The organism is Streptomyces sp. Ac-502, assembly GCF_045222935.1.
Taxonomy (GTDB): Bacteria; Actinomycetota; Actinomycetes; order Streptomycetales; family Streptomycetaceae; genus Streptomyces; species Streptomyces monomycini.
The window spans coordinates 36,894-58,122 of sequence record NZ_JBHFFO010000011.1 but is presented as its reverse complement, the minus strand read 5'-3'; the positions used below and the strand labels follow the sequence as shown (position 1 = coordinate 58,122).

Genomic DNA, 21,229 nt, shown 5'->3' with positions numbered 1-21,229 from the left:
ATGGGTGCAGCGCGTCCGGGGGATACGGCAGACTGGAACTCAGCAAGTGCGCCACGTCAGCGCGGGCGACGGAGGTCAAGGGCGGGGATGGACACAGAACCGAGCAGTCCTACGGTGCATCGCCGCTCACTGGGCAAAGAACTGCGGTCACTGCGGACGGCCGCCGGCAAAGATCTCAAGGACGCGGCCGCCGCGCTGGGCTGCGACCCCACGCGCATCAGCAAGATTGAACGCGCGCGGGGCACGTTCGCCGTCCGCGAGGACGACGTCAACCGCCTGTGCGCCCTGTACGGCGTCACCGACGAACGCACCGTGCAACGCCTGCTGACGATGCTCAGCCGCAGCCAGAAACCCGGCTGGTGGGAAGCCTGGTCACTGCCGCCAGACCTCGAAGTTTTCATCGGTCTGGAGACCGACGCCACCACCGAACGCGCCTGGGAACCACTGCTCGTGCCCGGTCTGCTGCAACGGCCGGAGTACAGCCGGGCCGTGCTCAACTCGCCTCGGTCCCACCGGCCGGACGACGTCGAAGACCTGCTGCACCTCCGCGAAGGGCGCCAGCGGCTGCTGCACCGCAGCACCAGCCCCCTGGAGCTGTGGGCGATCCTGGACGAGAACGTACTGCGCCGCCCCATCGGTGGCCCGGACGTCATGCGAGATCAGCTGAGGCATCTTCACGACATGGTGGAGCTGCCGAACGTGACCGTCCAGGTGGTGCCTCTGTCACAAGAGGACAACGCCGGACTGGCCGGTGCTTTCACGCTCCTGCACTTCGCCGACGACCCCACAGTGGTCTACGTGGACAGCGCGGCCGGGAACCTCTACCTGGAAAAAGAACGTGACGCCCGCCGCTTCACCAAGACATTCGACCTGCTGACGGCCGCGGCCCTCGACCGCAGAAACTCACGCGCGCTCATCGAGCGCGCTGCGAAGGAGATCGGACCATGACCAGCCCGACCGGCGGCCGCACACCCGCCGCCGACCTCGCCCTCGACAACGCACGGTGGTTCAAGAGCACGGCCTCCAGCGCGAACGGCGGCTGCCTGGAGGTCGCCTACCTGGACGACGGACGCGTGGCCCTGCGCGACAACGAAGACCCGGACAACCCGCCGTTCGTCGTGACCCCCTCGTGTGGGAATGCTTCATCGACGGGGCAGCCAAGGGCGAATTCACCCTTCCCGCCTGATACATGTCCCCCAGCTCGTACACCCGTAGCTGACTGCCACTACGCCGATTCGAGACCGGCCCCGCAGCGCGCCCCTCTCCAGTTCGAGAGGGGCGTTGTCAGTGTCGCGTGCGAGGGTGTACGGATGGCCCGGCGGAGCTGGGCGCGGCGCATCTCATCCGGCTCTTCCCCACTCTGCCTCGATGCCGCAAAGCGGCTGGCGAACCTGGTGTGAACTGGTCACCAGGTTCGCCAGCCGCTGTTTCAGCCTAGGCGTGCCGTACCGGCCGGGGCAGGCGTTCACGCAACTTCCCGGCCCGGCGCAGCGGTCCACGTGCCGCACGTCCACACGGCCGTCCGCGTCCATTTCGGTGAAGCCCGGCACGGTGCGCCACGCGGCCAGCTTGCCGGGTGCCTGCCCGGTATCGGCTGTGCGGGGCTGCGTCAGCGTCAGCAGGTAGGCCACGACGTCGGCAAGGCTCTCGCCGGCGGGCTGCCGGTCACGTGCGCTTCGCTGAGTCTTCTTGGCGGCCGCCTTGTCCTTCATCGGTCCTCCTGAGGGTGGGGACAGTGCGGTTGCCGCGGGCCGGCCAGGTGCCGGTGGCACGGTAGTGCTTGACCTTGGTGCACAGGTAGGTGTGGCTGTAGCCAAGCGCCACGCCGATGCTGGACTGGGTGACGCCCTCCTCGACCAGTTCCAGGACGGCGGCGCCCAGCCGGGCGCCGGACAGGCCGGCGAGCCGGTGGTGCTCGTCGGGGCGCAGGTCGCGCAGGGGCGCGATGCGCCAGACCATGCCGCGCGCGTCCAGCGCGGCGCGGCGCTCGGCCGGGACGGGGCCGGCGCCGTCGCGGGTGCCGTGGTGCAGGTTGCGGTAGTAGGAGATGCGCGAGCCCAGACGGTAGCCGGTGTCGTCGGTGTAGTCCTTCTCCACGGTGGCCAGGCTGCCGTGCTGGGCGACGTAGCGGTCGCAGGCTGCCAGGAACTCGTTCCAGGTCCGGTCCGGGCCCGCGGTGAAGGACAGGCCCAGTTCCTCCAGCGAGACGCGCTCGGCCGGGTCCAGCCGCCCGGCGGATGCCTGCCGGCGCACCGCCTTCAGGCGCATGCCCAGGGGGTAGCCGTCGCCGGTGACGTAGGAGACGGGCACGTTCAGGTGGCCGTGTTCGCCGCGGTAGTCCTGGCACGCGGTGTACAGCTCCTGCCAGCGGGCGTCGCGGGCATCCCAGACCATGCCCAGGCCGTCGAGTTGCGTGCGGACGAACTCCGGGATGCGCTGCGAGCGGCTGCGGGTGCTGTTGACCTTCTGGCCGAGCCGGTAGCCGCCGGGCGAGAGGTAGCTCTGGGGTACCAGCGTGTGCCCGAACGCGGCCTTGAAGGCGCGCAGCTCTTCCAGGAACCGCGCCCACGGCAGTTCCGTGGTGTCCCAGACCATGCCGATCTTGTCGAGGGCTTCGACCCGGTCCGGGCGCAGCCAGCCCTTGCGCCGGTGATGGCGGGCGTTTTGGATCCACTGTCCCAGGCGGAAGCCGTCCTCGGTCAGGTGAGCCGAGGGGATGCGCAGGTGGTTGTTGGCGGTGTGGAAGGCGCGGGCGTGCCCGAAGCCGGTCCACCAGGCGGAGGTGGTCTGCCGTACGGTCAGCGCGGTGATCTTCGCCAGGATGTCGTCACTGGTGCCGGGCGGCATCTGCACGGTGATGCGCGAGGGCAGCTGCGGGTTCGTCTCGTGGCCCTTGGAGCGCTGGGTGTCCAGCTCGATGCCCAGGCTCTCGTCGTGGGCGCGCAGGGCCCGCAGCACCTGCCACAGGACGCGGTACTCGCCCGGATCCAGGTCGCCGACGGGCTCGCCCGAGTCCGGCACGACGATCGGCACGATGACCGTGGCGGTCGCGGCCGGGCCCGAGCGGCGCAGCGCCCGGCCGACGGCCTGGACGATGTCGACCTGCGAGCGCTTGGGGTGGGTGAACAGCACCGCATCGACGGCCGGCACGTCCACGCCCTCCGACAGGCAGCGCACGTTCGTCAGCACGGTCCAGGCGTCGGGCGGTTCGCGCAGCGTGTCCAGGATCCGCTCGCGCTGGGCGTGGGTGTGCTCGCCGGTGATGCGCTCGCTGTGGACCGCTCCGGCGGGCCGCTGGCCGGCGGGCAGCCGGGCCAGGGTGGCGGGCAGGGTGCGGGAGAACTCGGCGGCGGCGTCCAGCCGGTGGCAGAACGCCAGGACGCGGCGCAGGCCGTACTGGCGGGCGGCCTTGCCCAGCACCGCCTGCGCGGCCAGCACCCGGGCGTCGGGGGCACCGGGCTCCTGGACGTGCCGGTGTTCGTCATCGGTCAGCAGTTCCAGCAGTTCGCTCTCGCCGATCCCGGCGATGACCACCCGGTAGTCGTCCAGGTGGCCCTCGCTGATGGCGCGGGCCCACGGATAGCTGAACAGCACCGGGCCGAAGACGCCGGTGTCCGACATCGTCAGCCCGTCGCCGGTCTGTGCGCGCAGGTCGTCGATGCGGGGCGTCGCGGTCATGAACAGCCGCCTGCGCGCGGGCAGGAACGCGTCGTCCAGGATGCGGCGGGTGACGTAGTCGGCGCGGCCCGCCAGGTGATGGGCCTCGTCGTGCACGGCCAGGTCCGCTGTGACGTGCGCGTCGCGCAGCGCCTGGGCCAGCCGGTGCCCGGAGGCGTAGGTGGCCACCACCAGGCGCCGGCCAGCGCCCCCGAGAAGCCACTTAGTGATCCCGGCCGGGTCGGTGGACACCTGGGCCGGGATGTCCGCCAGGTGCGCGGGGGCGTCGGTGACGGTGTCGTCGCTGCACACAGCCAGCACCGCATCCACCCGGGACGCGGCACGCCACTCGGTGATGGTCTGGGCCACCAGGGCCAGCGACGGGGTGAAGACCACGAGGAGGCCCGTATCGGGGACCAGTCGGGCCGCGGCCCGCACCGACATCAGCGTCTTTCCGGAGCCGCAGGCCGCGTGTAACTGGCCGCGGGCCGCTCGGCCCGCGACGATCGCCTCGACCGCTTCCTGCTGGTAGGGGCGCAGCATCTTGGAGTCGCGCACGAACTCTTGCTGAGGGCTCGGGCCATGGGCAGCGCAGGAAGGCACGCGGCTCACCGGCCAGCCGTCTCCGCGGCCGCCGTGCGGCCGCGGAGACGGTCCTCGGTATCCGCGTACGCGATGGCCAGGCCCGGCACCCGCAGGGCGATACGGGCGACGACCGCGCGGTGCCAGGAGGCGGGGAACAGCGGGTCCAGCTCGGGGTGCGCCGCCCAGTACTCGGCATCCGTACGGTAGGTGAACAAGCCCGGTTCCGGCAGGTCCTGCAGTTTCTCCGCGGCCCCGGCGACGAACTCGCCGGTGCGCTGCTCCAGGTCCTCCATCTCCAGGCGCACCCCGTCCGGGATCTGGTACTTGCCGGCCTCCCAGTGCCGGACCGTGCGCGCGGACACCCCCAGGTGGCCGGACAGCCACTCGGGGGTCAGCCCCAGGTACTCGCGCACGACGCGGAACTCGGCGTCGGTCATCCGCTCGTCCTCGGGCATCCCCGGCGGATCGGTGTATTCAGTCATCGGTTCTCCAAGGTGATGCCGCCCCGGCTGTCGCCGGGGCGGCGCAGGATGAAAACGAGGGATCAGTCGTCGTCTTCCTCGCTGAGGCCGTCGCGCAGCTGCCGCAGGTAGTCGTCCACCCCTTCCAGCACGACCACGCTGCTGTCGCTGACGCTGGCCAGGTCCTGGCGGATCAGCTCCTCGATCTCCATCAGGCGGTCGTCGGTCGTCTCGGCGGTGATGCCGTACTCGTCGGCCTCGCACCTGTTGGTGGCGCCGTCCACGTCCCAGACCGTCACCTGGTCCGATTCCACGAAGCGGTCCTCCAGCAGCCCTTCCAGCTCCTCCTCGGCGGCCCGGGCATCCTCCCCGAGGCGGGCGACCAGGTTGTTGCCGTCCCAGACCTGTTCCCAGTCGGCGAGGATCCGGTCGGCCAGCGGCCTGATGTCGCGCATCGCCTGGTTGGCGGCCTCGGCGTGCAGCAGGGGAATACCGTAGCGGCGCTCGAAGCCGTAGTGGACGCTGAACGGCACGGCGTTGCCGATCTCGGCGTTGTAGCTGGCGAGCAGAACGCCCTCGCGCAGGTCCAGTTCGATGTAGCAGGGCTGGGGTTCGCTCTGGCCGGAGTACTGGCGGTACAGCTCGTCGGGGCTGGTGCACTCGATGACGCGGGTCGTGGTGGTGGTCATGCTGTCCCCCTTCGGGACGGAGCGGACGTGGCGGTGTCGGTGTCAGAGGGCGGCGATGGCGGCGCGGATGCCGGAGACGACGGCGGCCCAGACCTCTTCACGGGAGGCGACGCGCGACTCGGAGAAGCCGTAGCGGCCGTGCAGCTTGCCGTCGGCGGTGTCGAACCAGACCTTGTCGATGCAGCCAGCGAGCTTGTACGCCTGGGAGTTGGAGATGTGCTCGCCCTGCCAGGAGGCGGAGGAGATGTTGCCGGTGTTGTAGTGGCTGGTCTCCAGCCCGGCGAAGGCGGCCCAGTCGTTGAGGTAGACGCGGTCCTTGTCGCCGCGCTGCCAGCGCCTGCCGCCGATCGCGGTCATCGTCTCGACCGAGTACACGACCGCGGCGGTCTTGCGGGCGGGGCGCTTGAGGGCGCCGAGGGCGATGCGGTGGGCCAGGGAGGCGGCGTCGATGACCCAGCGGCCGGCCTGCTTGACGGCGGCGACGGCTCCGAGACGGCACCAGGTGCGGACGGTGGCGACGGTGACGCGGGCTTCGAGTGCGGCAGCGGTGGTGTTCATCGACCGGTTCCTTCCGGCGGGGTCTGGGGCTAATCCCCTGACCTCACAACACCAAGGTAGCTTCCAAATATGGAAGCCGCAAGGGGTAATCCCGAAATGGGTGCCCGAACGGTCTACCACCGCTGCCCACAACGAAGTTGACGCCCCCGGTGAAGTCGGAGGCGTCAACGTTTCGAAGGCGGCAGACCTGGTGCGTTCTCTGCATCGGGTCTGCCAGCCGGTCCCAAGTGCGGAGACCCCAGCTGTTACCCGGGGCCTCCGAAACCCGCCGGCCGACTCTCACCGTACGCCGCGCCGCACAGCCGGGCAGCCGCTTCCGCCCACTTCACCACGGCCGGACAAAACGGCTGACGCGCCCGATGGGACGCGAGGTGAACCACCAAGCGCATCAGCCCACGCTGACGACCTCGCACACAGACGCGACCGGCGCAGCACTCCCCCGGACCGCTCCAGCACCCGCTGGGCCCGCACCAGGTCCGGGGCGCCGACGTTGGCGAGAAGCCACGGCACCAGCCGGTCCGCCGACACTTCACTCCAGACGAAGGAGTGCAGCGCTCCCGGCCGCACCGCCGGAACGGCGCGTCACTGCTGGTCCTGTTCCAGCCTCTGCAGCGCTTCATAGAAGAGCTGCCGGTACTCCTCCGCATGAGCAGCGATCAGCTGCTGGATGGCTTCCTCTCTTGCCGCGTCGCGCAGCGGCCGACGCGGACTCGGACGCGGACGGGCGATACGGTCCCGCGCTTCCCGACGGCGCTTGAGCACCTTCTCCTGAAACACGCGCGCCTTCTTGCGCCACTGCCGCGCCTCCGCCGAGTCGTCCTCCTTGCGTTGCGACAACTGACCTTCCAGACTCACGAGTATCTCGGTGAGAGCCAGCTCCCAGCGGCGAAGGTTCTTCCGGTGGCGCAGGGACAGGGCCTCCTCACGAGTGGTCCCCTCACGGATATCGCGTGCCACGATCTCGTCGAACTGCGCTTGAGGGAGATCCCGCAAAAGCAGCTCGTCGCCGTCCTGCGGTAGCAGGCCGGCGGCCTGAAAGTCACGCTCTTGCCTAGCCATCGGGCAGGACTCCCCGTCTCGGAGGTGTGATCTTTCTCGGTGGTGCGGTGGGCGGCGGTGCGGCGTTCGTCTTCGGCCCCGGCCTTCCAGCTGGCCGCGTGGCGCTGCGCTGCAGCGTAGCCGGGGGTGGTGTAGCCGAGCGCGACGAGGCGCGTTGCCACCAGTGTCCCCTGCCCACGACCGCGGCGGTCTTGCGGGCGGGGCGCTTGAGGGCGCCGAGGGCGATGCGGTGGGCGAGGGAGGCGGCGTCGATGACCCAGCGGCCGGCGGTCTTGACGGCGGCGACGGCTCCGAGACGGCACCAGGTGCGGACGGTGGCGACGGTGACGTGGGCTTCGAGTGCGGCAGCGGTGGTGTTCATCGACCGGTTCCTTCCGGCGGGGTCTGGGGCTAATCCCCTGACCTCACAACACCAAGGTAGCTTCCAAATATGGAAGCCGCAAGGGGTAATCCCGAAATGGGTGCCCGAACGGTCTACCACCGCTGCCCACAACGAAGTTGACGCCCCCGGTGAAGTCGGAGGCGTCAACGTTTCGAAGGCGGCAGACCTGGTGCGTTCTCTGCATCGGGTCTGCCAGCCGGTCCCAAGTGCGGAGACCCCAGCTGTTACCCGGGGCCTCCGAAACCCGCCGGCCGACTCTCACCGTACGCCGCGCCGCACAGCCGGGCAGCCGCTTCCGCCCACTTCACATACCGGCGCAGCGCCCGCCCGGACGGCTCCAGCACCCGCTGGGCCCGCACCGGGTCCGGGGCGCCGACGTTGGCGAGAAGCCACGGCACCAGCCGGTCCGCGGGCACCACCGTCACCCCGCGCAGACGGAACCCGCCCGGCTTCGGCGGGGCGTTGTGGGACAGCACCGCAGCGGTGGCCGGCGGGCCGCCGTCGACCGCGCCACGCAGGCTACGCCGCGCTGCCGAGGTAGCGGGCGGCAACGTCCAAAAAATCGTCATGCGCGACCTTCGCGCCCTCGCGAGCGTCGGTCAACGCCTGCCTGCTGGACCACGAGTCATGCATCGCATACGTCAGCGTGATCATTCGTTCAGCGGCAGCACGCACAGCCTGGTCCTCAATGAGGACGCGCACCGCGACCAACGGGCGGGTGACCGCGCTCCGGGTCATGTGGCTTTCGTCTAGCAGCGTTTGCTTCCTCGCAGCCGGAAGCTCTTCGAGGATCGCGTCGCCGCGCATCCACATGGCCCGGCGGTGGTCGCTGACCGCGCAAGCCAGCGCCGTAACTGCCTCCAGCCGGTCACGGCGGACCGCTTCACTGTGCGTGATGTGCGCCGCGCGTTCCGCAGCGCGCTCCTGAAACCGGCCGCTGACGATCGCCCCGAGCAGGGTGCCCGTGATGGCCAGGGCAGCAGTTATAAGTGTCGGTAACACGGGTTCCTCCTCTGAGACACTGGCTGGCCCGGCCACACGCGCGGCTTATGGTCGGGCCAGCCACGTAGTGCCGGTCAGGCGTGTACGGGCACCTTGCGCACCAGGACGTCATCGACGCCCAGGCGCTGCTCGCCGTCGTCGCCGTCGGCCGTCTCGTAGGTGATCTCGATCCACTCCTCACCCGCGCCGTACTCGTCTTCGTCCTCGCCGAAGTGGAGGTCGGTGATGCGGACGGCCTCACCCTCGATCAGCACCGTCTGGTCCACCTCCAGCTCATAGACGCCCACTTCCTCTTCGGCGGCCTCCGGCAGGGCCGGGGCCTCGGCCGGCTCCTGGCCCTCGTCGTCAGCCGCGGCCGCGATGGGTGCCGGGGCCGCCATCTGCCGCTGCTCCGCCGTCCAGCCCAATTCGGCCGTGTTGAGGTGACCGAGGAAGGCCAACGGGTCGTTGGCGTGCTGCGCGGCCTGGGTGTTCATACGGGCTACGAGCTGGTTCCAGATGGCAGCGTCCTCGGTGTCGAACGCATCGTCGTCTTCTGGTGTGAGCAGGCGCAGCACCTGAACCTGCATCGGCCCGTCGGGGCCGGTCGCGATGCCTCGGCCCTGGATGTTGGGCAGGTCGGTGCCGGTGTGCGCGTCGCCCCACATCATGCGCGCGGCTTCCGGCGTGGTCCGGTCCAGGCTGATGCGGAACCGGAAGCTGTCGCGGGCCAGGCCGGACAGGAACTCTGCGTCGGGCCTTTGGATGCCCTGCACCAGGTGGATGCCGGCGGTACGGGCCAGGACCGCCATCCGCCGCCACTTCGCCAGGCAGGGGTGGTCCCTGCCCTTGAGGTCCTTGTTCAGCGCCTTTTCTTCCGCCCACATTTCCGCGAATGCTTCCTTGGCGATGTAGAACTCATCCAGGATGAAAAGGAGGCGCGGGAACTCGCCCTTCTTTGCCTTGCGTTGCTTGATGGCGGTGTAGCGGTACATCATTTCGTCGTGCGTGCGCTCGATGGCCTTGGCGATGTGCTCCGGGTCTGTCAGTACGGTCACGCCCTCCAGGTCTTCGAAGTCCAGGTATTCGGTCATCTTCGGGTCGCACAGGATCACCGGAATGCCGAGCACGCGGGCCGCGACGACGAGGTTGCGGATGAGGACGGTTTTACCGCTGCCCGTGGGGCCGATCACCAAGGCGTGAGGGTTTTTGCTGCCCAGCTTCCAGGACTGGATCGAGTGATCTTCCGCGATGGCGAAAGGCAGCTCGTTCGGCCGGAACTTGTGCAGCAGCGGGTAGCGGACGTTCGTGGGGAACGGTGGCCGCAGCGTGAACGTGACTCGGTCGTTTTCCAGGTCCCAGTTATCGCGCCAGTCCCCGGGCAATTTGCTGTCCATGGAAAGCGTGACGCGGTGCCGGAAATTCGCCGACAGGTCGCGCGACGTTGTCGGATATTTGACTTCGATGCGTGTCGGCGTGTCGCCGTCGAAGGCGAGGTCGGCGACATCGGCGGCGGCGCCCATGATCGAGCGGACGACGCTTGTCGTGCGCTCGCGCAGCCGGGCCTGGTGCTGGGTGTCGTCCTGGCCGACCGGCGACACGGGGGTGTCGCTCTCGACGATGACGCCGGCTGTCGCTGTCGCCTCGACCCGACACAGCAGGCGACGGCGCCGGGTCTCCCATGTCGCCTCGATGTCGGCGCCCATCCGGGTGGCGATGATCTGTCGCACCGCCTTGCGGGCCTTGTCGTCGCTGTCGGGGAAGGTCGCCGGGTAGGTGATCCTGATCTTCTCCGGGAGCCCCGCGTTGCGCGCGGTGATCTTGACCATCTTCCGGGCCCCGGCTCGGTCGGTCTTCATCACGGGGGCGAGGGCGGCGGCCAGGTCCCGCTGGAGCTGGGTGCGGCGGTGGTGCCACAGGCCGCCGAGGCTGCCGAGGACCGCGACCAGGACCACGGCGCCGAGCAGTGGTGCACGCAGCTCGGTGTGGCCGGTCAGGCTGGTGGCCGCCCACCCGACCAGGCCGAGGCCGACGGCGGCCATCAGGACGGAGGGGACCGGCGAGCGGTCCGCTGCGGTGTCGGTGGGGCTGGGTGGTGCTGTCATGCTGGCTGACCTCCGGGTGTGACCTCGTGTGATGGCGCGCTCCAGCGCGCCCCCTCACTGGGCTTGACAGCGGGGTGTACGCTGAGACTGAACCGCACGAAGGAGGATCTGAGGACTCAGCGTCCCCCTCCGCTTCCGCCCATCTCGGGCGAATTTTTCCGTCACGCCCCGTCACTGCCCTTCGGGGCCGGGGCCGGTGGGCTTCCCCCTCGTCTTGCGGTTGTGCGCCCGCAGGCGGGCGCCGCGGACCGCCGCGGAGGAGTCGGGCCCGCTCGTCAGCCGGCCCTCGACCCGGGGGAAGGGGCGGCCGTGGTTGTAGCGGGCCTCCAGCCGCTTGACCTCCCGCAAGATCACGGCGCGCACCAGCGCGCTCTGGTTCGGGGAGCCGTCCGGCCGGTGGGCGGTGTGCTTGATCGCGGCCTTCATCCGCTCCACGAGACTCGGCGCCAGGGTGTAGGAGAACTGCCGCATCGCCTCCAGGTCCTCCTCCGGCGCATCACCGCCGGCGAGGTCGCCGTCGGCCGCCGTGTCGCCGACGCCGGCGGCAACGGCGCCCGTGTTTCCTGTGTCGTCTGTCGCCGACGCGTCGCCTGTCGCCGGGGTGGCGTCTGCGGCCGCCGTGTCGCCTGTCGCCTGTCGCCTGTCGTCGTGTCGCCTTGTCGCTGTGTCGCCCGGGGCGGTGTCGCTTGTCGCCGTGCCGGCTGTCGGCTGTCGCTGTCGCCTGTCGGCCGTCGTGTCGTCTGTCGCCGGGGTGTCCGGTGTCGCCGACGTGTCGCCCGTCGCGTCCGGTGCCGCTGTCGCGTGTCGCCCGGCCGTGTCGCCCAAGACGACATCGACCGGGTCCGGCTCCGTCCTGGGGGTAATGCCCGCAGGCTGTCGGCGGTATTTCGTGCCCGTCGGCATATCTGGCTCCCCCGTGCTTTCTTTGCCCGCCATCATGACGCGCTCTCCTGCCTCGGCAGTGAATCGTAGATGTGCTGGTAGATGTCGCCGACTTCTTTCAAGTCGTCCCCTCCGAATTCACGGCACGGCGTGTGATAGCTTTCGAGCGCTTCGGGAACCCGCGGGCTCCGCGGAACTGGTGGTTCCAGTACTTTGCTGCCGAATCTGTTTCTTATTTCACCGAGGACTCTGCGGGAGTCTTCTGTTTCTTCGAAACCGGTGACGATAACCCCGGCGATTGTCAGCTCCGGATTTCCCTTTTCTGCGATCCGCTGGGCTGTGTAGCGCATTTCTTCCGCGCCTTGTGCGCTCCATACGGTGGCCCTCGCCGTGATGAACAGGTGCTCCATTCCGAGGAGCCCTGTTGCGGACAGCTTTCCCAGGTCCCGCGGCAGGTCGATAATGACGTCGTCCACGAGGCCATCCAGCTCTCCATCAATCCGGGCACGGCGCAGCGTGCCGATTCCCGCGGTGGTGATATCCACCTCGCGATTGGCCAGGAAACGGTCCGCCGGTGCGACCAGGACGCCCTCCCACGCGGTGGGCACCAGGACGTCGGCGAGCGGCAGCGGCTCCCGTGCGCCGGGTCCGTGGGCCTGCAGCGCGTCCTTGATCCCGACCCGGCGGGAGGCCGGTTCCAGTACGGCGGTGGCGTCGCCCTGGGGGTCCAGTCCGATGACCGCCACCCGGCGCCGCCGTGGGCCGTTATGCCGCTGGGTGGCCGCGTAGGCCAGCTCCAGCGCGGTGGTGGTGCAGCCGCTGCCGCCCTTGCCTTTGCCTACTCCTATCCACATCCCATTTGCCCGCAATCTCCCTCGTTGTCGGCCCCCGTCGGTAAAACCCATGGGACATGGTAGGGCTCGCTAGCTGACCTGCAGAGACCGCATATCCGGCCACGCAATACCGCTTCGAAAACCGCGCCGCACACCCTATGCTGGTCAAGTCCCATGGGTTACATGGGTTTTCAACATCCCGTCTCGCAGAAGGGGACACTCCCGTGAAGATCCGGATCCGCGAACACCTGCGCCGCCTGCGGCCGCTGACGCCCGCCCAGCTCACCCACCGCCGGCGCGTACGCCAGCTCCGCACCGGCCACCAGCTCCACGCACTGACCGGTGCTGCCGTCCTCGCCGGCGGCGGCACCCAGCTCGCCGCCTTCGGCACCAACGGCCTGGAGGAGTTCCTGAAAGGGGACGCCCTGCAGGTCGGCATTCTGATCGCCGGCCTCGTCGTGATCTTCAGCGCCAAGAAGAAGGACGCGCCCGGCGCCCTGGTCGTCGGCGGCATCGGCCTGTTCGGCCTGGCGATCATGGGCCTGTCGGGCAAGGGGTTCGACATCGGCGAGTTCCTGTCCGGCTGGATCTGGCACTAGGAGCAGCCGCCATGCAGATGCACACCGACGACGAGATCTACGCGGTGGACGACATTTTCCTGGGCCCGCCGCGCGCCTCTTTCCCGTTCCGCGTGCGCTACCGCGCCTACCTCATCGGCGCGGCCCTCTTCGCCCTGATCCTGGTCCTGGAGATCTGGACGGGCGTCATCGGCCCCTGGAACGCCGTCTACGGCCTGCTCGCGACCATCTGGCTCACGATGCAGGTCATGGAGCGCGTCGACCACGAGCACACCGCCAAGGCCGTCTTCGCCTCCTTCGCGCACGAAGTGGCCGCCCCCGCGGCACGGCCCGCACCACCGGCCGCAGCCGCCTGTCCCTGGCCGGCGTACGTCACCGCGCACGCCGCACCCGCTGACCCACCCGCCCCTGCGTACCCGCCCGGCCCGCGGCCGGGCCCACGCCTGCCCAACACTGCACAAGGGGAACCCGTGAAGAAGAAGACCAAGGAGCAGCGCGGCCTGCTGGCCCGCCTGCTGACCACCAGCCGCCCCACCACCGACGCCGCCTACCGCAGCGGCCTGCAGCTGTCCGACGTCGTCGGCAACCTGGCCGTCAGCCGGTCCGGCACCGTCACCGCCTGGTACGTCGCCGGACCCCAGCGCTGGAGCTTCCTGTCGGATGCCGACCGCAACCAGCTCCTGCTGGCCCACGCCCAGCGCCTGGCCGAGCTCAACGGCCGCCGCATCCACCTGCGCATCACCCACCGCCCCTACCCGGTCGCGCGGTGGGCCCGGGCGCTGGACGACAGCGTCATCAACCCCCTGCCCGGCTGGGACCGCTACCTCGAAGAAGAGCAGCGCAAGGTGGGGCGGCTGCCGCTGGACGACAAGGTCGTCTACTACGGCGTGACCGTCGGGCGGCTGTCCGGCCTGGGCCGCAGCACCCACCGGTGGTTCGCGGCGAGCCAGCGGGAGGTCGACGCCCTGGGCCGCGACCTGCAGACCATCACCGCCACGATGCGGTCGGCCGGCATGACCGCCTCCCCCGCCGACCCCGACGACATGCACTGGCTGCTGACCCGCTCCCTGGGCCTGGGCCTGCCCGCCCCGCTGGACGTCCCACCCCAGCCCGATGACCAGTGGTACCCCGAGGACCTGGCGGAGTTCACCGAGGCTGCCGAGTGGTCCTCCCCCGAGCCCTACACCCCGCACATCGTGGTCACCGGCACCCGGCAGGAGCCCGTCACCCGCTACGTCTCCGTGCTCAGCGTCGGCCGCATGTCCCTGTCCCCCATCCCGGAGTCGGGCGCCTCGCCCTGGCTGCAGCGCCTGGACCGGCTGCCGTTCCCCTACGAGGTCAGCGCCACCTTCGACGTGCGCGAAGGCGACGTCGTCAACAAGGAGATGCGCGACCAGCTCGACCGCATCCACCACCAGGTGCGCCACCACCAGGAGCACGGCGTGGACATCCCCCATCAGCTCGCCCGCCAGCGCCAGCAGGGCCTGGACACCGAGGACGAGGTGAAATCCGCAGGGTTCGCGGGGGTGTCCACCCGGACCCACGGCTGGGTCCGTATCGCCGTGGCCGGCACCACCCCCGAGCAGACCCACGACCGCGTCAGCCGCGTGCAGCAGCTCTACAAGGGGCAGATGCTCATCCACCGCCCGGCCGACCAGTACAAGCTGGCCCGGGAGTTCATCCCGTGCGAGCCGATCGCCAACGACGCCTACAAGCGCAGGCTGCCGGTGACCACGCTCGCCGGGGCCCTGCCCGCCGCGTCCGCCCTGGTCGGCGACCGCATCGGCCCCAACCTCGGCTACACCAGCGGCGCCAGCCGCCGCGCAGTGATGTGGCACCCCTGGCGCTCCACCGAGGTCGCCGAGCGCTCCGGCCTGACCCTCGTCGTCAGCACCCTCGGCGGCGGTAAGAGCACCCTGGGCGGGAAGTTCGCTTACGACTCCACCCGGATGGGCGCACCGGTCACCGTACTGGACCCCTCCGGGCCGATGACCAGGCTGTGCACACTTCCGGAGCTGCGCCCGTTCGCGCGCGAGATCGACCTGATGGGCGCCGAGCCCGGCACCCTCAACCCCTACCGCGTCATCCCCGACCCGCGGCCCGACCATTTCGAACCCGAGCAGTACCGGGATAAGCCGGACCCCGTGCACGCCGCCGACACCGCCTACCGGACCGCCCAGCAGTCCGCCCGGGCGCAGCGCCGCACGCTGGCCGTGGACGTCCTGCGCGGCCTGCTGGACCACTCCCTGCGCTCCTCCGAGGCGACCAACAAGGCGCTGCTGATGGCCTCCCAGCGCGCGGACACCTCCATCCACAGCAGCCCGTACGCGATCATCGACGTCCTGGAAAAGCTGGACGGCTCGCTGGCCGAGCACGGCAAGCACCTGGCCGAGCTGCTGCGCGGCGCGGCCGAACTGCCGCAGGGGCAATTGATCTTCCCGGCGGTCGACGCCGGCGACGACCACTACCTGACCGCCCACCACCGCCTGGTCGTGATGTCCCTCAAGGGCCTCAACCTGCCCACCGCCGGAGTGCCCGCAAGCGAATGGACACTCGATGAGCAGTACTCCATGCCACTGCTGTACCTGGCCGGGTGGTACGCCCAGCGCTCCATCTACGACCGCCCCATGCACGAGCGCAAGGGCCTGCTGATGGATGAGGCGTGGGCGCTGCTCAACGTCTCCAGCGGGCGCGCCCTGGTGAAGAAGACCGGCCGCGACTCCCGTAAGCACAACGCGCGGGCGGTGGTCATCTCACAGGACGCCGGCGAACTGATGGCGGCCGACCTGGGCAACTGGATCGACTCTGTGTTCATCGGCCGGACCACCGGCGAGGAAGCCCAGCGCGCCGCCCTGCGGCTGATCGGCATCGCGCCAGGCAACGGCTACGAACGCGTCCTCGAAGGGCTGTCCGCCCCGCGCCGCAGCACCGGCACCACCATGCAGGCCGACTACATCGACCGCGAATTCATCTTCAGCGACGGCAACGGCGGCATCGAACGCATCACCGTGGACTTGCGCCACCGGCCCTCGCTCTTCAGGGCCCTGAACACCACCGCGGCCCCGCTCTCCCAGCGCACCGGGACCAACCCCTGGACGGACACGGCCGTGCAGGGCCTGGTCCAGCAGAACGGCGGTGCCCGGCGATGACGACGCCTCTCCTGGCCCCGGGGGCCCGGCTGCTGCGCGGCCTGCGGCCCCGGCGCACCTGGGCGCTGGCCCTGCTCCTCGCCGTCCTCGGCGCGCTCCTGGTGGGCCCTTCCGCCCACGCCGCCCCGCCCGACCTGTGCGACAAGGTCCCCGGGCAGGCGGCCGACTGGTGCCAGCGCGACGACAGCACCGAGGCACCCAAACAGCCCCCGTCCCTGGACGACCCGGCGGGCCTGACCCCGAACTGTAAGAATGCCCCCGCCCCGGCGATGCCGGGCAGCGGCCCGGCCGCCTGGGCCGACACGCCGCCCAAGAAGCCGCTGGCCCCCCTCGACCCGAAGTCTCCGGAGGCCCGCGCCCACCTGTACGAGCAGTACGGCCTGTCAGGATTCCGCTGGTCGACCTACGATCTGGGATGCTCCGGGACCGGCGTCGGCGAGATGATCAGCGCGGCCAGCTCCGGCTACGAGACCAAGGTCGCCAACTGGCTCTACAGCGCTTCTACTTGGTGGACGTCGCTGGCGGTCAGCCTCCAGCAGGAGGCCACCGGCGACGGCTACCTGAACAAGCTCAACGTGGTCTTCGGCGACGCCACCAAGGCCGTGGCCGAGGCCATCTACCGGCCGTGGATCAGCATCTCCCTGCTGGTCCTGGGCCTGGGCATCGTCTACCAGGCCCGGCGCAAGAACCTGCCCGACGCGACGAAGTCCGCGGTCTGGGCCCTGCTGGTCATGACCGTCACGAGCGTGGTGTTCAACTGGCCCCAGGAAGCGGGCAAGCTGGCGGATGCTGCCGTGACCGAGACCGTGGGCCGCATCCAGCAGGGGGTGGCCGGGGACGCCGCCCATGGGTCGGCGCCCGCCACCAGCCAGGGCAACCTGATCGCCTCCTCGATCCTGTACGAAGGGTGGGCAACCGGTGTCTTCGGTGACAGCAAGTCCCCCACCGCCCGCAAGTACGGCACCGACCTTTTCGACGCGCAGGCGCTGACCTGGGCAGAGGCCAAGCTGCCGCCCAAGGAGCGCGCGACGGTCATCAACGCCAAGGCCAAGAAGTGGGAGACGCTGGCCGCCAAGGTCAAGGCCGAGGACTCCACCGCGTACGCGCACCTGACCGGCGCCGAGGACGGCCGCCTGGGCACTGCGGTCAACACGGCCCTGGGGGCTATCCCGACGAACGCGTACTCGTTCATGTCGTCCATCGCGATCACCTGTGCGCGCCTGATCCTGAAGATGATCGGGGTGTTCCTGCCCGCCATCGCGGCGCTGGCCATCCACCGGCAGCTCAGCGGCACCCTGCGTACCGTCGGCAAGAGCGCGGCGGCAGCCGTGATCAACGCTCCCGTCTTCGTCCTGGCCGCCTCCCTGGACACTCTCCTGATCCAGGTTCTTCTGCAGGAGGACAACCACCTGCCCCACTGGTTCGCGATCGTCCTGATCTGGATCATCACGGCCATGCTCTGGGCCATGTCCAAGCCGTTCCGCAAGATCAGTTCCATGGTGTCGCCCAACAGCGACTGGTTCGGCGGCGGGGTCGGCATCCTCGGCAAGGCGAAGACCATGGCGTTCGGCGCCGCCCTCGGCTACGCGAAGGGCAAGGTCAACGCCCGCCAGATCGGCAGCATCATCAACCCGAAGGGCAGCGGAGCCAGCGGCCGGGGCGGGGGCGGAGGCCTGCGGGGCCTGGGCCGCGGGCGCGGCGTGGAGGACCGCGGCGATGCCGACGAGCAGCTGCCCGGCGGCATCGACCACGACGACGAGGCCACCACCCGCCGCTTCGTGCGGCGCGAGGGCGAGCCCTGGAGCGAGGAGACCGAGTACGAGCCCGGCCCGGTCACCACCGACCACGACGGCGAGGACACCGGCTACTGGGTACCCGACCACGCCAGCCGCCCCGGCGCCTCCGTAGTCCCCTACCAGGGCGACGGCCAGCAGCCGGCCGTCGGCGAGACCGCGCCGGAGATGCACGCCGACTGGCCGCCGATGCACCGCGTTGACCCTGTCGCGCTCGCCAAGGGCGCCGCCGTGCAGCAAGAGGTGCGCCGGCGCCAGGCGGACGAGGCCGAGCGCCAGGCCCAGGAGGCACGCCGCGCCGAGGCCGCCCAGCAGGCCGCCGAGGCACAGCAGCGCTTCGAGGAGGAGCAGCGGCTCCGCGAGGAAGCCGACCGCGAGGAAGCCGAGCGCCGGGCGCAGCGGGCCCGGGAGGCGGAGATGCTCGCCGCCATCGCCCGGGCCGTCGGCGAGGGTACCGCCGCCGGCCTCGCCGGCCACGGCCGTACCGCCCCGCCGCCGCCCCGTGCTTCGCGCAGTTCGCAGCCGCCCCGGGACCGGCAGGGGACCTACGAGGCAGGCCCCAGCTCGCCGCCGCCCCCGCCGCCGAGTTTCGACGGGGACCGGCCCATCCCGGTCGCGCCGGAGTTCACCGAGGCCGACGGCTCGCGCACGTTCGTCATCTACTCCCCCACCAGCGGCTACAGCACCCACCACGACGACGGTCCGCGTGACAGCGGCAGCACCCCCGAGGACATCTGATGCGCGACCAGATCCGATCCGTGCTGCGCTGGCCGCTGTACAGCCCGCGCCGGCTGGCCGCCGTCCTGACGGCCGCCGTCGCGCTGCTGTTCCTCCTCAACGCCTGCAACGACAAGCAGCGGCCCGCCGACCCCAAGCCCGCCGCCGCTCCCAGCACGGCGCCGCGCACCAGCACCCCGGCGCCGTCCGCCTCCGCGGCCCCCAGCGCCTCGCCGGACATGGCGGCCGCGCTGGACACCGCGCGGGCCTTCGTGACCGCCTGGGCTTCCCACAAGGAGCCCGCCGCCTGGCTGGCCGGCGTACAGCCCCAGGCCACCCCCGCCTCGCCCAGAAGCTGTCCACCGTCGATCCCAGCCGTATCAAGGCGACCAAGGTCACCACCGCGACGGTCACCGACACCGGCGGCGGCGAGCTGACCTCGGCCGCCGTGCAGACCGACGCCGGACCGGTGTCCGTCGGCATGATGTGGGACGGGGCGCGCTGGTGGGTCCGCGACATCCAGCCCGGCGCGCAGGCGGTGGGGTAGATGAGCATCGCTGTGGGGGCGGCGGCCTCGCCGGTCGGACGCCGGCTGGCCGTCTCGGCGGCGGCCCTCGCCGCCCTCGGCTGCGCCGCCGTCCTGTCCCTGGGCAGCCTGGCCATGACCCCGACGGCCACCGCGATGACCGGCGTCAGCTGCCCGGTGGACGGGGTGGCCGTCGGCGACGGCGACGGCTCGACCGGACTGTCCGCCGAGCAGATCAAGAACGCCCAGGCGATCATCGCGGCCGGTCAGCAGATGCAGATCCCCGTCCGCGGCCAGATCGTCGCCATCACCGCCGCACTGCAGGAATCCGGCCTGCGCAACCTCGACCACGGCGACCGCGATTCGATCGGCCTGTTCCAGATGCGCCCCTCCCAGGGCTGGGGCACCCGCGAGCAGATACTGAACCCTGCTTGGGCCGCCCGAAAGTTCTACTCCATGCTGCTGAAAGTGCCCGGCTGGCAGGGCATGACCGTCAACGACGCCGCCCAGGCCGTCGAGCGCAGTGGCTACCCGGACGCGTACGGCAAGCACGAGCGCAAGGCCGTACAGATCGTGACGGCCATCGGCGGCAGCACCGCCGGCGTCACCCCGGCCGACACCGCCGGCTGCACCCCCGTCATCGACACCCCCACCGGGGCGACCGGCACCGCCCTGAAATCCATGCTGGACCAGGTCGGCAAGCCGTATGTGTGGGGCGCGACCGGCCCCGACGCCTTCGACTGCTCCGGCCTGATCGTCTGGGGCTGGCGCCAGGCCGGATACGAGCTGTCGGTACGGACCTCCCAGCAGATGTACAACGTCGCCACTCCGGTGCCCGCGGGCCAGGAGAAGCCCGGTGACCTGATCTTCACCGAGATGGACAAGCAGGCCGGCGTGGCGGGCCCCGCGCACGTCCTGGTCGTCGTCCGGCCCGGCCTCGCCGTCGAAGCACCGCGCACCGGCGTGCCCGTACGCACCCGCAAGTACGACGCGGCCAAGGAACACATGCGCTTCGGCCGCCTCCCGAAATCCGCCCTGACCCCCAAGTCAGCCGCCTGACACGAACCGGGAGAACCCGTGAACGACCACCACCAGCAGCTGCTCGACGCCGCACTGCACACCGCGACCCGGGGCTGGCCCGTCTTCCCGCTCCGCCCCGGCGGCAAAGTCCCGGCCCTCCAGCCCGACGGGCGCCCCGGCTGGGAGAAGAGCGCCACCACCGACCACGACCGCATCCGCCGCATCTGGAAGCGCGACAGCTACAACGTGGGCTTGGCCACCGGACGCACCGACCGGCTCTCCGGCCTCGCCGTCCTCGACATCGGCGACGGGAAGGCCTTCCGGGACCTGTGCGCCGAACACGATCAGCCCGTGCCGCACACCCGCATCGTGCGCACCGCGGCGGGCCGCACCCACCTATACTTCACCGCGCCCGTCGGCGTCCTCTTGCCCAGCGGCACCGGACCGCTCCCGTCCCCGATCACCCTGCACGCTGCCGGCGGATACGTCGTCGCGTCCGGCAGCGTCATCGGCGGCCGCTCCTACGCGACCGTGGGTCCGGCCCTGCTCTACCCGCTGCCCGGCTGGCTCCAGCACCTGCTGATTCCCCGCCGCTGAGGCGAGAAGGTGACACCATGACCACTCGTCACGGCAGCAGCACGACCGCCGGCAGCAAGTCGTCCGTCCGCCCGTACGCCTCGGTCCGCATGTGCCGGCGCTGTCGCTGCGAGGCGACCACCGACTGCCGTATCTGCCGCGCCCCGCTCTGCGCGGCCTGCACCGCCGACCACCACCACGAGGGGTACGGCACCCCGGCCAGCTCCTGAGAGCTGACAACAGCGAAGCGCCCGACCGTAGAACGGTCGGGCGCTTCGTGTGTGGGCAGTGGCTCGCCATCCGCGGATGGTGCACTTCCGCCCTGGGAATCAGGTGGCCTTACCTCCCTCCTTCGCTCCGGCCGCGGTGCTGGCGTGGGTGCGGGCGTCCCGGTCAGCGTCGGCGGCCCGCTGCGGGGAGCGCTGCTCCCGCGCCTGGCGGTAGTCCTCGGCGCACTTCTCGATCAGGCGCCGGTCCCGGGCCATCAGCCGCGGCCGGAGCAGGTCGGGGCCGGGCAGGGCATGAAGACGTTGGACTGGACCCCGGGCGTGGGGTACGAGGTTTCGGCGTACCCGCCCGCATTTCCGCACTGGTTGCAGGGGGGTTCGGGGGACTTGGGCTGGGTGTCGGCGTCGGCAGATGCCTGGGTACGATCCGTCACAGGACCGCCTCCTATGC

At 70.6% G+C, this 21,229-nt stretch carries 23 protein-coding genes; 9 read left to right on the top strand and 14 right to left on the bottom strand.

Features of this window, described 5'->3' with window-relative positions:
* The first annotated feature begins 87 nt into the window (after positions 1 to 87).
* On the top strand, positions 88 to 948 hold the full coding sequence (locus ACEXOX_RS46705) for a helix-turn-helix domain-containing protein (RefSeq protein WP_406526922.1): 861 nt from the start codon (positions 88 to 90) through the stop codon (positions 946 to 948).
* Positions 945 to 1,400, top strand: coding sequence for a DUF397 domain-containing protein (locus ACEXOX_RS46700; protein ID WP_406526921.1), 456 nt, complete (start codon positions 945 to 947; stop codon positions 1,398 to 1,400). Before ACEXOX_RS46705 ends, ACEXOX_RS46700 begins: the two co-directional genes overlap by 4 nt.
* Here ACEXOX_RS46700 and ACEXOX_RS46695 read toward each other — a convergent pair.
* From ACEXOX_RS46695 to ACEXOX_RS46640, 12 genes are all read right to left on the bottom strand, one after another.
* Entirely contained in the window at positions 1,341 to 1,712 is a 372-nt protein-coding gene (locus tag ACEXOX_RS46695) for a hypothetical protein (RefSeq protein WP_406526920.1), read from the bottom strand. The two genes, ACEXOX_RS46700 and ACEXOX_RS46695, sit on opposite strands and share 60 nt — an antisense overlap.
* Entirely contained in the window at positions 1,666 to 4,215 is a 2,550-nt protein-coding gene (locus ACEXOX_RS46690) for a Helicase associated domain protein (RefSeq protein WP_406526919.1), read from the bottom strand. Before ACEXOX_RS46690 ends, ACEXOX_RS46695 begins: the two co-directional genes overlap by 47 nt.
* Positions 4,216 to 4,265: 50 nt before the next feature.
* Positions 4,266 to 4,724: a helix-turn-helix domain-containing protein gene (locus ACEXOX_RS46685; protein WP_406526783.1), complete on the bottom strand. Its 459-nt coding sequence runs from the start codon at positions 4,722 to 4,724 to the stop codon at positions 4,266 to 4,268.
* Between the two features lie 62 nt (positions 4,725 to 4,786).
* Positions 4,787 to 5,392 (bottom strand): hypothetical protein, encoded by a 606-nt coding sequence (locus ACEXOX_RS46680; RefSeq protein ID WP_406526782.1) that lies wholly within the window; start codon positions 5,390 to 5,392, stop codon positions 4,787 to 4,789.
* Between the two features lie 42 nt (positions 5,393 to 5,434).
* A complete protein-coding gene (locus tag ACEXOX_RS46675; protein WP_406526781.1) occupies positions 5,435 to 5,950 on the bottom strand; it encodes a hypothetical protein in 516 nt (171 codons plus the stop codon).
* Positions 5,951 to 6,532: 582 nt separating this feature from the next.
* Complete coding sequence (locus ACEXOX_RS46670) at positions 6,533 to 7,009, bottom strand: hypothetical protein (RefSeq protein WP_406526780.1); 477 nt, start codon at positions 7,007 to 7,009, stop codon at positions 6,533 to 6,535.
* Positions 7,002 to 7,370: a hypothetical protein gene (locus tag ACEXOX_RS46665; RefSeq protein ID WP_406526779.1), complete on the bottom strand. Its 369-nt coding sequence runs from the start codon at positions 7,368 to 7,370 to the stop codon at positions 7,002 to 7,004. Before ACEXOX_RS46665 ends, ACEXOX_RS46670 begins: the two co-directional genes overlap by 8 nt.
* Positions 7,371 to 7,615: 245 nt before the next feature.
* Complete coding sequence (locus ACEXOX_RS46660) at positions 7,616 to 7,867, bottom strand: hypothetical protein (RefSeq protein WP_406526778.1); 252 nt, start codon at positions 7,865 to 7,867, stop codon at positions 7,616 to 7,618.
* A gap of 43 nt (positions 7,868 to 7,910) precedes the next feature.
* Positions 7,911 to 8,393, bottom strand: coding sequence for a hypothetical protein (locus tag ACEXOX_RS46655; RefSeq protein WP_406526777.1), 483 nt, complete (start codon positions 8,391 to 8,393; stop codon positions 7,911 to 7,913).
* Positions 8,394 to 8,467: 74 nt separating this feature from the next.
* On the bottom strand, positions 8,468 to 10,477 hold the full coding sequence (locus ACEXOX_RS46650) for an FtsK/SpoIIIE domain-containing protein (protein WP_406526776.1): 2,010 nt from the start codon (positions 10,475 to 10,477) through the stop codon (positions 8,468 to 8,470).
* A 171-nt stretch (positions 10,478 to 10,648) separates the two neighbouring features.
* Positions 10,649 to 10,948, bottom strand: coding sequence for a hypothetical protein (locus ACEXOX_RS46645; protein ID WP_406526775.1), 300 nt, complete (start codon positions 10,946 to 10,948; stop codon positions 10,649 to 10,651).
* A gap of 464 nt (positions 10,949 to 11,412) precedes the next feature.
* A complete protein-coding gene (locus ACEXOX_RS46640; protein ID WP_406526774.1) occupies positions 11,413 to 12,264 on the bottom strand; it encodes a ParA family protein in 852 nt (283 codons plus the stop codon).
* A gap of 152 nt (positions 12,265 to 12,416) precedes the next feature.
* Here ACEXOX_RS46640 and ACEXOX_RS46635 point away from each other — a divergent pair, with 152 nt between their 5' ends.
* The 7 genes from ACEXOX_RS46635 to ACEXOX_RS46605 all read left to right on the top strand — a co-directional run bounded on the left by ACEXOX_RS46635 (position 12,417) and on the right by ACEXOX_RS46605 (position 20,781).
* Complete coding sequence (locus ACEXOX_RS46635) at positions 12,417 to 12,791, top strand: hypothetical protein (RefSeq protein WP_406526773.1); 375 nt, start codon at positions 12,417 to 12,419, stop codon at positions 12,789 to 12,791.
* Positions 12,792 to 12,802: 11 nt separating this feature from the next.
* Complete coding sequence (locus ACEXOX_RS46630) at positions 12,803 to 15,919, top strand: ATP-binding protein (RefSeq protein ID WP_406526772.1); 3,117 nt, start codon at positions 12,803 to 12,805, stop codon at positions 15,917 to 15,919.
* Complete coding sequence (locus ACEXOX_RS46625) at positions 15,916 to 18,450, top strand: hypothetical protein (protein ID WP_406526771.1); 2,535 nt, start codon at positions 15,916 to 15,918, stop codon at positions 18,448 to 18,450. The genes ACEXOX_RS46630 and ACEXOX_RS46625 overlap by 4 nt, the downstream gene beginning before the upstream one ends.
* Positions 18,450 to 18,866, top strand: a complete 417-nt coding sequence (locus tag ACEXOX_RS46620) for a hypothetical protein (RefSeq protein ID WP_406526770.1) — start codon at positions 18,450 to 18,452, stop codon at positions 18,864 to 18,866. Before ACEXOX_RS46625 ends, ACEXOX_RS46620 begins: the two co-directional genes overlap by 1 nt.
* 110 nt (positions 18,867 to 18,976) lie before the next feature.
* Positions 18,977 to 20,014 carry a C40 family peptidase gene (locus ACEXOX_RS46615; protein ID WP_406526769.1) on the top strand — a complete coding sequence of 346 codons (1,038 nt, stop codon included), beginning with the start codon at positions 18,977 to 18,979 and terminating at the stop codon, positions 20,012 to 20,014.
* 18 nt (positions 20,015 to 20,032) lie between these two features.
* Complete coding sequence (locus tag ACEXOX_RS46610; RefSeq protein ID WP_406526768.1) at positions 20,033 to 20,572, top strand: bifunctional DNA primase/polymerase; 540 nt, start codon at positions 20,033 to 20,035, stop codon at positions 20,570 to 20,572.
* Positions 20,573 to 20,589: 17 nt separating this feature from the next.
* Entirely contained in the window at positions 20,590 to 20,781 is a 192-nt protein-coding gene (locus tag ACEXOX_RS46605) for a hypothetical protein (RefSeq protein ID WP_406526767.1), read from the top strand.
* A gap of 99 nt (positions 20,782 to 20,880) precedes the next feature.
* On the opposite strand, the gene ACEXOX_RS46600 is transcribed toward ACEXOX_RS46605, so the two are convergent.
* On the bottom strand, positions 20,881 to 21,036 hold the full coding sequence (locus tag ACEXOX_RS46600; RefSeq protein ID WP_406526766.1) for a hypothetical protein: 156 nt from the start codon (positions 21,034 to 21,036) through the stop codon (positions 20,881 to 20,883).
* Entirely contained in the window at positions 21,036 to 21,212 is a 177-nt protein-coding gene (locus ACEXOX_RS46595; RefSeq protein WP_406526765.1) for a hypothetical protein, read from the bottom strand. Before ACEXOX_RS46595 ends, ACEXOX_RS46600 begins: the two co-directional genes overlap by 1 nt.
* Positions 21,213 to 21,229 lie beyond the last annotated feature (17 nt).